Here is a 15,218-nt window from a genome sequence, read left to right as displayed (position 1 = left end):
TAACAGGCCTTTTTTATGTAAACAAAACGGATCAATAACCGCCTTTCCAGGCGTCACCCGATTTTTCTCTCGCTTGCTGAACAACCGCTACAGCATCGCCACATTTTACTCTGACGATTTTTCCATTTTCAACATCGGTATGGCTTTTCACGACATCAGTTGGTTTTTTATCTTTGCAAGCCAGATAATTCAACAGATCCTTAGCACTGATCGGTGCTAAGGAAGACTCCAAGTTACCACTTGCAAACGTTGCTGTGGAACCCAGTACAAAAATTGAAACGAAAGCTGCGACGATCACCTTGTTCATTTGCACTCCTCTTCAAATTTCCTAAAACAAATCTCTTACCTGATAACCTTTCAGGCCTCCCTGCGATCCGCCCCCTGATCAGTATTTCCCGGCCTGAAAAACCGGTTCAAATCATCGGCACAGATCACCAGCCGACACTTCATCCCTCTCATCGGCTATGGTTAATACAAACCGGCTACATTCTATCAAGTAATTCATTACTGTTGCATCTAAAAACGAACGGCTTGCTGTTTTTCCCTTACTCGCCATCCGCAACAAAAAAGAAAATGTGGTCGAGCAGTTTGTCGTCCATCATCCTTAAAGTACAACATAAAGCTACTTCTTTCGTTTTGCACATTTTTTTGCATCAGGTATGCTGCCATATACTGAAGACGCCGATTTAATTCGAATCCTGAATCTTCTCCATCCTGACAAACTGACTGAATCATCATGGATCACAACATTCATCGTCCACGCACATTAATTCTCCCGCCCGTACCCTACGCTGCAGCCATACTCGCCGGCTGGTGGATCGATCGTAACATTCAAGCACTCCACTGGGGCTGGAGTACGGCAACTCAACCACTCGGTTGGCTGGGCATAATCGCTGGATTGGCGCTGCTTACATGGACAGCCATCACACTCTGGCGCTATCGAACTACCGTCAACCCCTATAAAGCAGCCTCCAGCCTGTGCACTACCGGGCCATTCCGTTACAGCCGCAACCCGATTTATCTCGGCGACTGGTTAATTTTCATCGGCACCTCAATACTACTGTCAACCTGGTGGCCTCTATTCTTCGCACCGCTGATCTGGGCAATGTTACGCTACGGCGTCATCCGCCATGAAGAAGCGCACCTCGAAGCCAGATTCGGAGATGCCTATCGGGACTACAAAACCAGAGTACGACGCTGGCTCTAAGGTACCCTTAAAGCATATCTCCACCTCGACAAACTACACCCTTCCGGCTCACTTTTACACAAACACCTACTTCATCCTCACCCGCTGTACATAAAATCCCTGATATTGCGAACGTAAACGGCGCGAAGTAATCCAGAAACGATATTAACAGAATGTGTAAAGTCGCTTTCGTTCTTGCCGATATGGTGTCTCAGCGTCGCCACAGCTTAATTAACGATCTTGTGAACACAACAAGTGCACGGAGAAAAAAGCGCTGTCTTTACGAGATGACGCACTAAAGTAATCCAAAGGCAACAGGAAAATTGGCAATGGTAAAAATTGACGAAATAACACAGATCACACCAAGGGTATAGATTATGCTTTCATCACCAGGAATTGGTTCGGGGCTAGATATCAGTGGGATTATCAGCAAATTGATGCAGGTTGAACAGCGCCCGCTCACTCAGCTTAATACTAAGGAAGCCAAACAACAGGCACAGCTTTCTGCCTTTGGTAGTCTAAAAAGTGCCTTATCGTCGTTTCAAGAAAGTGTAAAGGCGCTGGCAAAACCCGCATTATTCACCGGCTTTAAGGCCACATTGACAGATACGACAGTGGCCACAGTAAGTACATCTGCCAAAGTAGCAGCAGGTGTGCACGAAATTGAAGTGCAATCACTGGCGCAGGCGCAAAAAATCAAATCAGAAGCTTTTGTCACGACAGATACGATAATCGGTAACGGTACGCTGACTATTGCATTCGGCACCTATAACGAAGACGATACGTTTACCGCCAATACAGAGAAGGCTGCTAAAACTATTACGATTGATCCAGCCAAATCCACACTAAGTGATATTCGCAACACGATCAATGAAGCAAATACCGGAGTAACGGCAAGCATCGTTAACGATGGCAACGGGAACCGACTGGTAATTGCTTCCAGAGATACCGGATTAACCAATGCACTGAAAATTACGGTAGACGATGCAGATGGCAATCACACCAATAACACCGGGTTATCAAAGCTGGCGTTTGATGCGTCATCTACTGGTGGCGTTACCAACATGGCCGAGGCGGTACCAGCAAAAAATGCGAAAATGAAGATTGATGGCATAGCGGTGGAAAAATCTTCCAACACTATTAATGATGCACTGGAAGGCGTAACGTTCAATCTGCTCAAGGCCAATCCAGGCACAAACATGACACTGACAGTGGAGCAGGATAAGGCCAGTGTAGAAACAGCGGTAAAGGCGTTTGTCACAGCATACAACGAACTGGAGAAAAGCATTGGTAATCTCTCTCGTTACGATACCGCCAACAAACAGGCCTCAGTATTAACCGGGGACTCCACTGTGAGAATGGTGCAAAACAGGGTACGAGCCATGCTGACCGGCAACCAATCAGCTGTCGGGGGAATCAATTCACTATCCGAACTAGGTATCAGCTTCCAAAAAGATGGCACATTAAAACTGGACAACGGCAAACTGAGCGCAGTATTGGTTGATCCGGACAAGAACGTGGCTGCATTTTTTTCCACACAGACAATGGAAGGAACAGAAGGTTTTGCTACCCAGCTGGATCAGCTGCTCGATGGCATGGCAAGAAGCGATGGCCTGATCAACAACCGCATGGACGGCATTAACAGCACAATCAAAGGCATCGGCAGACAGCGCGAGGCACTGGAACATCGTCTGGGGGAAGTAGAAAAACGCCTGCGAGCGCAATTCACCGCGCTGGATTCGATGGTTGCCAGCATGACTCAGACCAACAATTACCTGCAGCAGCAATTGGCAAATTTGCCCAAGATTGGCGACAAATAATCGCGCCAGATAACGATCATTAACCAATATTCTCATTTCGAAAAGGAGAAAACGATCATGTTCATTGAATCACCTGGCCGAGCGATCAAGAACTATCAGAGTGTCGGAGTTGAATCCGGCGTGGCATCTGCCGATCCACACAAGCTGATCGTGATGTTGTTTGAAGGCGCACGGCAGGCGTTAGATTGCAGCCGACTATACATGCAGCAACATAGAATTGCTGCCAAAGGGGAGATGATCTCCAAGGCAATTATGATTATCGATCACGGCCTGAAAGCCAGTCTGGACAAAACAGCAGGCGGAGAACTGGCCATGCGGCTCGATCAGCTCTACGACTACATGACCACCCGGCTGCTTACCGCCAACATTCAGAATGATCCGACCATCATCGAAGAAGTCAGCCAGCTGCTGGGCGAATTGCAAGAAGCCTGGGCTTCCATTGAAAAGCAACCTGTAGGCAAAACAGATACAAAAGCAGCTGTCAACACGATGATTGAACAAACAGTTGAAACAGGTGCAACTATATGAATCTCAACAACTCATCCAAACCTCCACCGGATGACAGCAACGACGGTATGCAAATGATCACCGCGTATGAAGCAATCCTGACAATCACCAACCAGATGCTGCAAGCAGCAAAAAATAGCGACTGGGATAAACTGGTGGCACTGGAGCACGATTGTAAGTACCTGACCAATCGACTGATGGAACAGCACACCCGGCAACCATTAAGTGAAACTCAACAGAAAAAAAAAATTGACCTTATCCAGCAGATACTCGCTCGTGATGCTGAAATCCGCACCATCACCGAACCTCGAATGACACACCTGCAAAATATGCTGACCAGCCACGACCACAAACGAAAACTGGGACAGACTTACCAGACAGATACATAATGATATTCTGGATCACCACGTACATTTGGCTAAAAACAGATCCTTACGAAACAAGAACTTTATGGTCGAAAGCAGAAATAACAGGCAATAAGCGAAGACGGCAAGCGCTCCCCAAGAGCCTGTAAAGCTTTTTGTGTAAACACCTTTGCCGGTTAATTACAGATGACCATTCAGTCGACCACCAAATTCGATCATAAAGCGGTTTATGGCAGGCTTCCAATCCCGAATGGGCGCATGGGGCTGAAATGAATACGGCTGACTGAAGAATATCTGTTTTATCGGGATCCTTCAGCCAGCCATAAAGAGCTGTAGTCAGAACACAAAATTACTGCCAGCAGTATATCTTTACTACTGCCGACACCAGGTTGCTAGATCAGATCAATGATCATGCTCTGTCTTTACATCTTTCAATTTTTTGATCTGCTCAGGCGTCAATATGCTGCGAATAGCTTTTCGCTCTTCAATATGGTGGGCAACCATTTCATTGAAGCTATCAACAAGATCCTGCCCCAGTTTGCGTAAAGTTTCTTCATCAACGGCGGGTTGAGCAACCGCTTTACGGAAAGCTTTCATGCTTTCTTTCATTTTCTTTTTAAGATGATCATGCACTTTAGGATCTTCTTTCAGATGAATGCGTACGATTTTGCCAAGCTGTTCATCGGAAAGACCAAGTGCTTCCGCTTGCCTCACAACATTATGTGCATAGCTGTGATGATGGTGCTCATGATCGGCCTTGTCTCCTCGATCATATCCTTCCTTATCTTTACTCTTATCTTTTCCTTTGCACTTTCCCTTTTCTTGTTTCGCCTGATCTCCCTGATCATGGCCATCATGATCTGAATGGCCTGCATCACTCCCGCCTTTTCCTTTACCCTTTCCTTGTTCTCCCTGGGCCCTACCTTCTCCTTCCTTGCTCTGGTACTGATTTTGTTGAGCTTGTGCCAAGATAAGGGTAGCTGCTTCTCCTCGTTGGATTAATGTTTCAGCAACCGGAGAAACAGCTGTTGCCGTGGTAGCGGTTGCCGTAGTAGCGGGAATGGCAAATAAAGCGCCGATGAGGATTGATAATCCAGTCAATCTGATATTCATATTACTTCTCCTGTTGTAAATAAAATTACAAACACTTTAGACAATCTGTCTTGCGCAAAGTTTATGAAAAAACCCGGAAACTCTCTCCACGCAATCTATTTCTATTATCCTACAACCGGGATTTCCCCATTCTACTCCCCTCACATGGTAATTCTTGACATGGAATCCGAAAAAATGATTGAAGAACGCCTGAAAGCATTACGTTCAACCATTGCGTTGCATGACTTTCATTACTACGTACAGGATGCGCCAATTATTCCAGATGCAGATTACGACAAGCTTTTTCGCACCTTGCAACAACTGGAACAGCAATATCCGCATCTGATCACACCGGATTCACCTACCCAGCGGGTGGGTGCCCCCCCGCTAAAAGTATTTGCTCGGCTCACTCACCAGACACCCATGTTGTCACTGACCAATGCTTTTACAGAAGATGAGGCCATTGCCTTTGATAAGCGCATTCGTGAAGCGCTGAATGTGGATCAGGTTAACTATGCAGTTGAACCCAAATTTGATGGACTGGCTGTCAGCCTGGTTTATACAAATGGAATATTGACAAACGGAGCCACCCGGGGAGATGGTTATACCGGGGAAGATATCACACTGAATCTGCGCACAATTCCATCCATACCCTTGCGCCTGCAGACAGCCCCTGTCACTGATCAGTTCGAGGTACGTGGCGAAGTGGTTATGTTGAAAGCAGACTTTGAGCATCTCAATGAACAACAGCGAAACAAGGGAGAGAAGCTCTTTGCCAATCCGCGTAATGCTGCTGCCGGCTCGCTACGTCAGTTGGATTCCAATATCACCGCTGCACGCAAACTGACTTTCTTTGCTTATGATGCCGTGCTTTCTCATAAAGATCAGCTGTTTTTTTCCAAACATAGCGAAATACTAGATTATCTTAAATCACAACAGTTTCTAGTGGCGCAGCAAAATGGTACGACAACGGGCGTGGCTGGACTATTAACCTATTACCATGAAATGGGTGCCTTACGTTTGTCCCTTCCCTATGAAATTGATGGTGTGGTGTACAAAGTCGATAATCTGACGCAACAGGAAACACTTGGTTATGTTTCACGTGCACCCCGTTTTGCTATTGCACATAAATTCCCGGCGCAAGAAGCCAGTACCGAATTGCTGACAATCGAAATCCAGGTGGGAAGAACCGGTGCCCTGACGCCGGTTGCTCGCCTGGCCCCGGTATTTGTGGGGGGAGTAACAGTTACCAATGCCACTCTGCACAACGAAGATGAAGTTCAACGCAAACAGATCATGATCGGCGATACCGTCATCGTGCGCCGGGCGGGCGATGTCATCCCGGAAGTGGTGGCGGTAATACCGGAACAGCGCCCTGCGCACGCCCAACCGTTCATCATGCCGGATCATTGCCCGGTATGCGGATCAAAAGCGGCACGTCTACCAGGTGAAGCAGTGACCCGCTGTACCGGAGGTTTATATTGTCCAGCTCAGCGTAAACAGGCAATCTGGCATTTTGCTTCCCGCCGTGCCCTTGATATTGATGGATTGGGGGAAAAACTGATTGATCAATTAATTGACCGCGAACTGGTGCATACCCCTGCCGATCTGTATAAACTGAACATTGATACGCTCGCGAGCCTGGAACGCATGGCTGAAAAATCCGCACGCAACCTCGTTACCGCAATTGAACACAGCAAAAAAACTACGTTGCCGCGTTTTATTTATGCGCTGGGTATTCGTCATGTTGGTGAAGCGACTGCCAAGGCGCTTGCTAACCAGGCAAGCCATCTCGATCAGCTGATGACTCTGGATATTGAACAGTTACAACAAATCCCGGATGTCGGCCCGATAGTTGCGCAAAGTATTATAGATTTTTTTTCTGAAGCACATAACCGGGAAGTGATCAGACAACTGCTTGATAGCGGGTTGCAGTGGGAAATACCAAACCATGGCGTACAACAATCAGAACAAACCAATTCAGCTGTTTCCGGTAAAACCTTCGTTCTGACCGGAACTTTGCCAACCATGACGCGCGATCAGGCCAAAATCAAAATTGAACAACAAGGCGGCAAGGTAACCGGCAGCGTTTCATCTGCCACCAGTTATGTCGTTGCGGGATCAGATCCCGGCAGCAAGTACGCTAAAGCAATCGGGTTAGGCATTTCTGTACTGGATGAAGATCAGCTACTGTCACTGCTGCAAAATATCTCGACAGGTGCACAACAGTAAGGTAATTGATCAATAACAATCTTCTTGATTGCAGTTATCTTCTCTTGCACGCGTATTACGCGTACGTAGCCAGTTATAATATAAGTGTAAAAAAATAACTTATTACCATCAGGATCAATATGATTGCAATTATCGGCGGCAGACGTATGAACAAACTGGCCGGCCTAGAAGTTACCCATCGTCAGGTCATAAGGACCCCTTATGGAGAACCGTCCGGTTCATTGATTTTTGGCACGATCTGCGAGCACGAAGTTGTTTTTCTGTCCCGGCACGGCCATGGTATTACCATTCCGCCGCACATGGTCAACTATCGTGCCAACATCTGGGCACTGCATACCCAGCAAGTCAAAAAAATCATTGCTGTTACATCAGTTGGCGGTATCCGTAAAGATATGGAACCTGGAAAAATCGTCATTCCTGACCAGATTATTGATTACACCCATAGCCGGGAAGCTACTTTTCATGATCGATCTGACAAAGCCATCACCAATACAGATTTTACACAACCCTATTGCCCTATTGCACGCGACTGTCTCCTAAAGGCTGCACAGGATGCGGGTGAATCAGTTATTGATGGAGGTGTTTATGCTGCAACCGAGGGCCCCAGATTTGAAACAGCAGCAGAAATCAATCGTCTGGAACGTGATGGGGCAGATATAGTTGGGATGACGGGTATGCCGGAGGCAATTCTCACGCGGGAATTAGGTATTTCCTACGCGACCATTGCCGCCATTGCTAATCATGCAGCCGGACGCGGGGAAAGCAAACAAGCTATCCCGCTGCAAGCTGCGCACAAGGCACTGGAAGATGCGATGATGAATGTCAGAAATATATTGGAGCATCTGGTAAGGAATAATGATGATTAAACCCGTATTAAAAATGGGGGACCCACGCCTGTTGCAGCCTGCGCAGAGAATTGAGCAATTTGACACACCTGTACTCAAAGAATTATTGCAGGACATGCAAGATACGATGGCTGCACTCAATGGCGCCGGGCTCGCTGCCCCGCAAATCGGCATAAGCTTGCAAGTAGTCATCTTCGGGATAGAACACTCTCCGCGCTATCCGGATGTTGAAAGTGTGCCATTTACCGTGCTGATCAACCCCATACTCACCCCATTGACCGAAGAACAGGAAGAAGACTGGGAGGGTTGTCTGAGTATTCCGGGCATGCGCGGACTGGTTCCCCGCTACACTCACTTACGCTATCAGGGGGTGGATGAAACCGCTACTCCCATCGACAGAACAGTCGCCGGGTTTCATGCGCGCGTGGTACAGCATGAATGTGACCACCTGAATGGGATACTCTATCCTATGCGAATCAATGATCTGCGAAAATTCGGTTATACCGATACACTATTCCCAGGCCAGACAATCGCAGAAGACTGATTCATTCTTTGCACTACCTTGTTAATAAGGTTTGACCACAACCAAGATAACAATCGCAAACAGCGCCAGTACCGGCAATTCATTGAACCAGCGGTAGTAAACATGGCCATGCCGGTTACGATCATGCTTGAAATCGACCAGCAACTTCCCGCAGTAGAAATGGTAAGCGATCAGCAAAACCACCAGTACCAGCTTGGTGTGCAGCCACCCTCCAGAAAAACCGTAACCAAGCCATAACCACGAACCAAAAATGATCGTCAATAACCCACCTGGGGTCATAATGCCATAATAGAGCTTGCGCTCCATTACCTTGAACCGATCTATGCCCGCCTCATCCGTACACATGGCGTGATAAACAAACAACCTGGGCAAATAAAACAACCCGGCAAACCAGGTCACCATAGAAATGATATGTAACGATTTAATCCAGAGCATTGTGAAATATCAGGTTTAAAATCAGAAGAAGTCAGGGACCGGAAAAGTTTTAAGTAATCAGTACGATCGCTTGCCCTTGAATCCGGATAATTATTTTACACAAACAGAAACATTTCATATTTATCCAGAGATTTTTGATATGACCGTACACTCCAATAATTATAGAGAATTGTCTACCCGGCTACTGCAAAAGAACTGGATGTTTTAACGTTATAACCTGAATCTGAATCACTGAAATCTGCGGCAGATAACAGACACGAAATACCGGATAAAAACCCATGATAATCAGCCATAGCAGCAGACATTTATCCTTCAGCACAAAAGTACTGACTGTTCTCGTCCTACTTATCACTTATGGATCACTTTACCCAGGAAATTTCACACACGCCGCTCCTGGAGCACTTGAACAATTTTTTATAAATCCGGGATGGACAACGTCCATCGGTGACATATTAGGCAATATCGTACTATTTCTCCCGCTTGGCATTGCCGGAGAACGAGTAATCCACTCGCAAAACAAGATACCCGGTTTATTGTTATTAACCATAATCAGCTTTATATTCTCACTGATTCTACAAATCCTGCAAATATGGTTACCTACCCGATCCGCAGCATTAGTGGATGTATTCTGGAACATAACAGGCCTGTTCACAGGAATCGGAGTAAGTGTCCTGATAAAACAGATATCCTTATTATGGCCAGGCAGGCAGTCTTTCCCGGGTGGCAAGGCTGCCATCCCTTTAGCAATATTATTGCTCTGGTTATGCAGTGAATTATTACCTCTCGTTCCATCCCTGGACTGGCAAAAATTCAAGGATGCTGTCAAACCCCTGCAAACACTTGACTTCAGTTTCTCCTCTATCTGGATACATGCAGCAAGCATCATAACAGCCGGAAGCATACTTTCTTTACTGGCCCCAAAACCCCTAGTCTGGCTGACAGGAGCACTACTATTCATTCTGGCCGGAAAAATTACGATTGTAAATCAGCTCCTTGACACATCAACCATATCGGGGTTACTGGCGGGTTATCTGGCAAGCGTTTTGTTACTGAAAACCAGTCCACACACCAGGATAGTCGTCGCTTTCTGGTCGCTACTGACTGCTTGGACTATTCATGCCCTGACACCTTTCTCCTTCACGATAGGTGGCACTTTCAATTTTATCCCCTTCGCCACCATGCTTGAGGGCTCCATGCTTACCAATGCTATGGCATTGGTTCTGTCTCTTTACATCTATTCTGCCCTGTTATGGTTCGCTCCATATACCGGTGGAAATTTTCGTGGCATAGTCCTGGCACTGGTCTTCTGGTCGATAGTCATCGAACTGATTCAAATGGCGTTATTAGGGCGTAATGCAGATATTACCGAGCCACTACTGATCGGACTGATTGCATGGGGGTTGGGTGAATCCAGACAACTTGAGTGCCGTATTGAAATACCTCATCCCATAGCTAACCCTGTACCGGACAAGCCCATTCCATTCACACCCCACTCTCACCGGACTGATTCCCCTACAAATCTGTCTTTATTCAGTGCATGGATTCCCGTAATTCTTTTGTCAATGGGAGCTACAAGCCTGCTCTGGCTGATCTTGCACTTGCCCCAAATACCTTACAACCTCAAAGAGCTATTTCTGTTTGATGGCAATATATTATTTATATTCATTTTTATTCTGACACTACTATGGATCGGAGCAGGAGCCGCATGGATCAGCTCCAGAATACTTTCCAGTACCAGACCCTTTATAAGCTTGCCAGGATGGGTACTCACAGTCAGTCTTATCAGCCTGGGGTTACTTTCAATCAGCGTAACCCAGGAAAGTATTGCCGATATCACTGGATCGAATAATATTTACTGGTTCGTTATTAACAAAGACATCTGGGGGGAAGGCTGGCGACATATCTTTGAATGGCTTGGGCCAACATTGATTTCCACACTGGAAAGACCAGTTCGCTATACAGCGCTGTATGCACCCCTTGTCATCTTTCTGGCGCTGATTATCAGTTTCTTCAGCCTACGTAAACAGCGTGCACAAGTCACAAGAAAAATGCTTATTCTGGTTATCAGCGCACTACCCTGGCTCTGGCTGGCCAAAACCATCACCTTTAGCTGGTCCTCAACTGACAACCTGAATGAGTTAATCGCCCGCAATGGTGCCATAGGTATGGGAGGAGGTTTTTATCTTTACGCTCTACTCTTTGTTCTTTGCGTTAACGCCATCATACTTGTCAATCTATCCGGTAACGTTATGGAATGGATCTTAGGGATAGTACTATCCCTTATAATGCTGCCAATAGGATGGTGGCTACTCTCTCTTGGGCTGGAGTCCGAAGTGCATAAATATGGACATATTTTTTCTGGCCCCCAATTTCTGCTTGGCCCTGATCGTAAGCAAATTCTGCCCGAAGCAGAATTATTTACCCGCTGGTGCCTGGTACAAACCGGTTTCATTATCATTATCAGCTCAGGCATACGCAGTTTCAGCAGAATAACCCGGCAATATATGTGATCACTTTCTTCTAATCACGATAAAGTGTTCCCCAATGAGGAATGAATTGGTATAATTGCCGCCTTCGGGTCGTTAGCTCAGCCGGTAGAGCAGCGGACTTTTAATCCGTTGGTCGCGCGTTCGAATCGCGCACGGCCTACCAGACACAGGCACTTGGTCAGAAAATGGGCAAGTGCCTTTTTTATTGTTCAGATTTATTCATGCTTCGAGGTAATCTGGTGCGGTATTCTTGCACTGATTGTTACAAACCGTAACCTCATTCTCCACAACAAACCCATATCCCCCTGCCCATGTTTCTTATCGACTTCATTATCCATATTGATAGCCACCTGCGGGAGCTCGTCTTGGAATATGGAATATGGGTCAATGGCATTCTCTTTCTGATCATTTTTTGTGAAACCGGGCTGGTTGTATTTCCTTTTTTGCCTGGTGACTCCTTGCTGTTTGCTGCAGGATCACTCGCATCGATACAAGGATCACAGCTTAATCCCCATATCCTGTTTGCCGGGTTATGCCTGGCTGGTATTTTGGGTGACAGCCTTAATTACTGGATAGGTCAAGAATTCGGGCTAAAGGTTTTTACCCCGGAGAAGTTTCGCTTCCTTAAACAGGAGCATCTTGATAAGACGCATGCCTTTTACCTCAAATACGGTGGCAAAACGATTATCATCGCGCGCTTTATCCCTATCATCCGTACTTTTGCTCCATTTGTGGCCGGTATTGGCACTATGCCTTATCGCACCTTTCTTACTTACAACATCATTGGTGCTGCGCTGTGGGTCGGGATATTTGTTTACGCTGGATTTTATTTCGGGCAACTCCCATTTATACAAAGAAACTTCAAGCTGGTTATTGTTGCGATCATTATTTTATCGATCATCCCACCTGTAATTGAATACCTTAAACATCGCTACGGAAAGAACAAACCAGACCAAGGTTGACCTACCCTGTTCAAACATGCCGGATAATGAGGACTTCATGATGCCGTCCGTCGGCTGGAATTCCCCAGTAGAGAAGGCAGAATAACAAGCGTACAGATCAGGGTAAATGCCAGCCCGACGGTAAGCAACGTTCCCATGCTGGCCGTTCCTTTATGTGGTGAAAACATGAGGCTGGCAAAATCAACCAGCGCGGTCAACGCACTGTAAAAGATAGCTCGTACCGTACTGGTATGAATCAAAATTTCGCTGCCAACCTGGTTATCCATGCTGCGATGTACCATGTGCAAGCTGCTGTCAATCCCCAGACCCAACAAAAGTGGTAGAGCAATGATATTAGCGAAGTTGAATGGTGTATCCAGCAAGACAGTAAAAATGCCGATAAATATGCTGGATAACAACAGTGGAATCAATACCAGTACGGTATATTTTATGCTGCGCAGCATGAGCAGAAGCGCAATTACCACCCCCACAAAAGTCAGTGAGAATGCCTGAATAAATGCATCGATTACCGCATTGCCTGCTTCCAGACTGATTACAGGTATCCCGGTTACATGCGGTGCCACTTGCTGCACCGATCTGACAAAACGGCGCAATGACTCATTATCACCAATATCATCAGACGGATATACGGCAACAAGATATTCCCCTGTATGACTGTGCCAGCGACTGGCCAGTGGCACGGGCAGCTCCTGTTCACCGAAAGGAGTAGCTTCAATCAGATTGTATAAACGCTGAAGCGCAACAGACAGTGTGGACAGCAGGTTTTCTTCCAGCAACTGTAGTAATTTATCCTGCTCATCCGGATCTGCCTTGTTTAGCCGGTGAAGCAATGATCCCACTGAATTCCTGAGTGCCAATGCAGAAGCTAAAATGGAGGAATCTGGATAACCCACAGTAAAACGTTCTAACGTAGCATGCAGAGAGGCGAGCACCTGCTGTTGTTGTGATGCTGTTTGCTTAACCGCGGATGGCGTTGCCATTGACAGTTCCGGGCCGATGATAAGTGACATTTCTTCAATTGCAGCCAGCTTTTCTTCCTGCTCGGATGGCACAAAATCCTTAATTGAAACCACTTTACTTACTTCTGGCAGTTTGCTCAGATTTTCTTTCAACTGTTGAATTTCATTGCGATCTTCAGTCAGCACAACCGCATACCACGGTGAATGATCGGGTGATGCCAGCAATTCCCGGAAAGTCTGAACAGCCTCCCCCTTTGGATCCTGCATATTGAGCAGGTTATAGTCAAACCTGATTTGTGGCCACAATACTGCTGCCAACAACAACACTAAACAAACAAAAATGTGTGTCAATTTTCGCCACTTCAGCGAAACCTCAAGTACTTTACCCAACATTTTCCTGCCGTTGGGTTTAACAGCTGATTGCCCCGATAAATAGCGTAACAGTGCCGATCCGACAATAAAAGTAACCACCAGACTGATCAGCATGCCCGTACCTGAGATAATCCCAAGCTCTGCCACCCCGCTGTAACTGGTGGGGATGAATGCATAAAAGCCAATAGCATTTGCAACCGTACAGGCAGTCAGCGCAACCCCGGCTTCGCCACCCGCCCGATATACAGCGGTTTTTGTGAACAAGCCACTTTCTTGCATTTCCCGATAACGAAGCAGAAAGTGAATAGCAAAATCTGCCCCCAGGCCGATATACAACACCGCAAAAGCAATGGAAATCACATTCAGCTGACCAATAGCAACCGTTGCGAACGCGGCTGTCAGCACTAAACCCGCCACCAGACAAATCAGTACAGCTATAGTCATACCAACCGTATACATAGCCGAATAAAGTACTGCACCCACCATGATGAATGTAACGACCCCGGCAATTTCCATCCCATCCAGCGAGCTCTTGAGTTCCTCATCAGCCAACGCCATGTCCCCGGTAATACGCAACTGAATTGGCCCATCGTCGATTAAACCTGCTTCTTCTGCGGCTGCGCGCACCGCCATAACAGGTTGCTTGCTCGGAAGCAGCTCTGAATAGTCCGGGATGGGTTTAACGACAATTATTTCCTGATAACTAGCCTTCAACGGTTCGCCACGAAATAATGTCTGCCATGATAGGGGGCGCGATTTGCCAGTAAGCTGTGCATCGATTGTCTCGCTCACTCCCTGGAAAACCGGCTCCAGCTCCAGGTGCTGGCCTTTGTTTAATTCATCAGTCGCTTGCGTGAGTAGCGTGATAAATGTGTGCAGTGTGGGGTTCCGGGTAATTTGCGCAATCAGCGGCTGAGCTTCAGCCAAATGATCCGTGATGCGTTCCAGCTGAGGAATATCTTCATAGAGCAATCCGTTACGCCCAAAAAAATCTTCTACGCCTGGCGCATAAACATCGGAAAAATTTTTGTTATCTTTTTTCAGGAGTGCTACCAGCCGGTGTGCTGTGGAATAAGCCTGCTCGGGGGTAGGAGCACTGAGTACCAACAACAGAATATTCGTGTCCTGAGGAAAAGCCTGGTCGTACTTTTCACTGTTGATACGAAACGGCAAATGCTCAGAAAGCATATCCGTTGTATCAGTATTCATGCCAAGATTACGAGTGGTATATACCGCGCTTATTGCAACAAAAATAAATGAGATTAATAAAACCCAGGGAGCATGGCGATAGCAGAAGCTGGTACAAGAGGCAAAGATCTTATAGGTTCTACTATGTGAAGATTCCATTATTTTCCGCTATTGCTCCAGATCAAGTGACTGCATTTTATATTTTTCATACCGGGCGGTATT

At 46.6% G+C, this 15,218-nt stretch carries 13 protein-coding genes and 1 tRNA gene; 10 read left to right on the top strand and 4 right to left on the bottom strand.

Features of this window, described 5'->3' with window-relative positions; all coding sequences use genetic code 11:
* Positions 1–31: 31 nt before the first annotated feature.
* Positions 32–307: a hydroxylamine oxidoreductase gene (locus ACZ5EJ_RS04225; RefSeq protein WP_011634036.1), complete on the bottom strand. Its 276-nt coding sequence runs from the start codon at positions 305–307 to the stop codon at positions 32–34.
* 429 nt (positions 308–736) lie between these two features.
* Here ACZ5EJ_RS04225 and ACZ5EJ_RS04220 point away from each other — a divergent pair, with 429 nt between their 5' ends.
* From ACZ5EJ_RS04220 to ACZ5EJ_RS04205, 4 genes are all read left to right on the top strand, one after another.
* Positions 737–1,207 (top strand): methyltransferase family protein, encoded by a 471-nt coding sequence (locus tag ACZ5EJ_RS04220; RefSeq protein WP_011634035.1) that lies wholly within the window; start codon positions 737–739, stop codon positions 1,205–1,207.
* Positions 1,208–1,563: 356 nt separating this feature from the next.
* Positions 1,564–3,006, top strand: a complete 1,443-nt coding sequence (gene fliD, locus ACZ5EJ_RS04215; RefSeq protein ID WP_011634034.1) for a flagellar filament capping protein FliD — start codon at positions 1,564–1,566, stop codon at positions 3,004–3,006.
* A 57-nt stretch (positions 3,007–3,063) separates the two neighbouring features.
* Positions 3,064–3,534 (top strand): flagellar export chaperone FliS, encoded by a 471-nt coding sequence (fliS, locus tag ACZ5EJ_RS04210; protein WP_464557540.1) that lies wholly within the window; start codon positions 3,064–3,066, stop codon positions 3,532–3,534.
* Positions 3,531–3,902: a flagellar protein FliT gene (locus tag ACZ5EJ_RS04205; protein WP_464557539.1), complete on the top strand. Its 372-nt coding sequence runs from the start codon at positions 3,531–3,533 to the stop codon at positions 3,900–3,902. The genes fliS and ACZ5EJ_RS04205 overlap by 4 nt, the downstream gene beginning before the upstream one ends.
* A gap of 378 nt (positions 3,903–4,280) precedes the next feature.
* Here ACZ5EJ_RS04205 and ACZ5EJ_RS04200 read toward each other — a convergent pair whose 3' ends face one another.
* Positions 4,281–4,991, bottom strand: coding sequence for a Spy/CpxP family protein refolding chaperone (locus tag ACZ5EJ_RS04200; RefSeq protein ID WP_464557538.1), 711 nt, complete (start codon positions 4,989–4,991; stop codon positions 4,281–4,283).
* Positions 4,992–5,150: 159 nt separating this feature from the next.
* Between ACZ5EJ_RS04200 and ligA the strand changes: the two genes are divergently transcribed.
* From ligA to def, 3 genes are all read left to right on the top strand, one after another.
* Complete coding sequence (gene ligA / locus ACZ5EJ_RS04195) at positions 5,151–7,202, top strand: NAD-dependent DNA ligase LigA (protein ID WP_464557537.1); 2,052 nt, start codon at positions 5,151–5,153, stop codon at positions 7,200–7,202.
* Positions 7,203–7,321: 119 nt separating this feature from the next.
* The gene (locus ACZ5EJ_RS04190) at positions 7,322–8,068 is read left to right on the top strand and encodes an S-methyl-5'-thioinosine phosphorylase (protein ID WP_074685005.1); all 747 of its coding nucleotides are present in this window, start codon (positions 7,322–7,324) and stop codon (positions 8,066–8,068) included.
* A complete protein-coding gene (gene def, locus ACZ5EJ_RS04185) occupies positions 8,058–8,591 on the top strand; it encodes a peptide deformylase (RefSeq protein WP_041353457.1) in 534 nt (177 codons plus the stop codon). The genes ACZ5EJ_RS04190 and def overlap by 11 nt, the downstream gene beginning before the upstream one ends.
* A gap of 21 nt (positions 8,592–8,612) precedes the next feature.
* On the opposite strand, the gene hemJ is transcribed toward def, so the two are convergent.
* Positions 8,613–9,026, bottom strand: a complete 414-nt coding sequence (gene hemJ / locus ACZ5EJ_RS04180) for a protoporphyrinogen oxidase HemJ (protein WP_011634027.1) — start codon at positions 9,024–9,026, stop codon at positions 8,613–8,615.
* A 278-nt stretch (positions 9,027–9,304) separates the two neighbouring features.
* Here hemJ and ACZ5EJ_RS04175 point away from each other — a divergent pair, with 278 nt between their 5' ends.
* The 3 genes from ACZ5EJ_RS04175 (at position 9,305) to ACZ5EJ_RS04165 (ending at position 12,477) form a co-directional block, all read left to right on the top strand.
* Positions 9,305–11,536, top strand: coding sequence for a VanZ family protein (locus ACZ5EJ_RS04175; RefSeq protein ID WP_464557535.1), 2,232 nt, complete (start codon positions 9,305–9,307; stop codon positions 11,534–11,536).
* A 66-nt stretch (positions 11,537–11,602) separates the two neighbouring features.
* Positions 11,603–11,678, top strand: a tRNA-Lys gene (locus tag ACZ5EJ_RS04170).
* A 148-nt stretch (positions 11,679–11,826) separates the two neighbouring features.
* Positions 11,827–12,477 carry a DedA family protein gene (locus ACZ5EJ_RS04165; protein ID WP_011634025.1) on the top strand — a complete coding sequence of 217 codons (651 nt, stop codon included), beginning with the start codon at positions 11,827–11,829 and terminating at the stop codon, positions 12,475–12,477.
* Positions 12,478–12,512: 35 nt separating this feature from the next.
* Here ACZ5EJ_RS04165 and ACZ5EJ_RS04160 read toward each other — a convergent pair whose 3' ends face one another.
* Positions 12,513–15,155 (bottom strand): MMPL family transporter, encoded by a 2,643-nt coding sequence (locus ACZ5EJ_RS04160; protein WP_074455966.1) that lies wholly within the window; start codon positions 15,153–15,155, stop codon positions 12,513–12,515.
* Positions 15,156–15,218 lie beyond the last annotated feature (63 nt).

The sequence above is a fragment of the Nitrosomonas sp. TNE100 genome, assembly GCF_055387135.1.
This window is presented reverse-complemented; position numbering and strand designations above follow the sequence as displayed.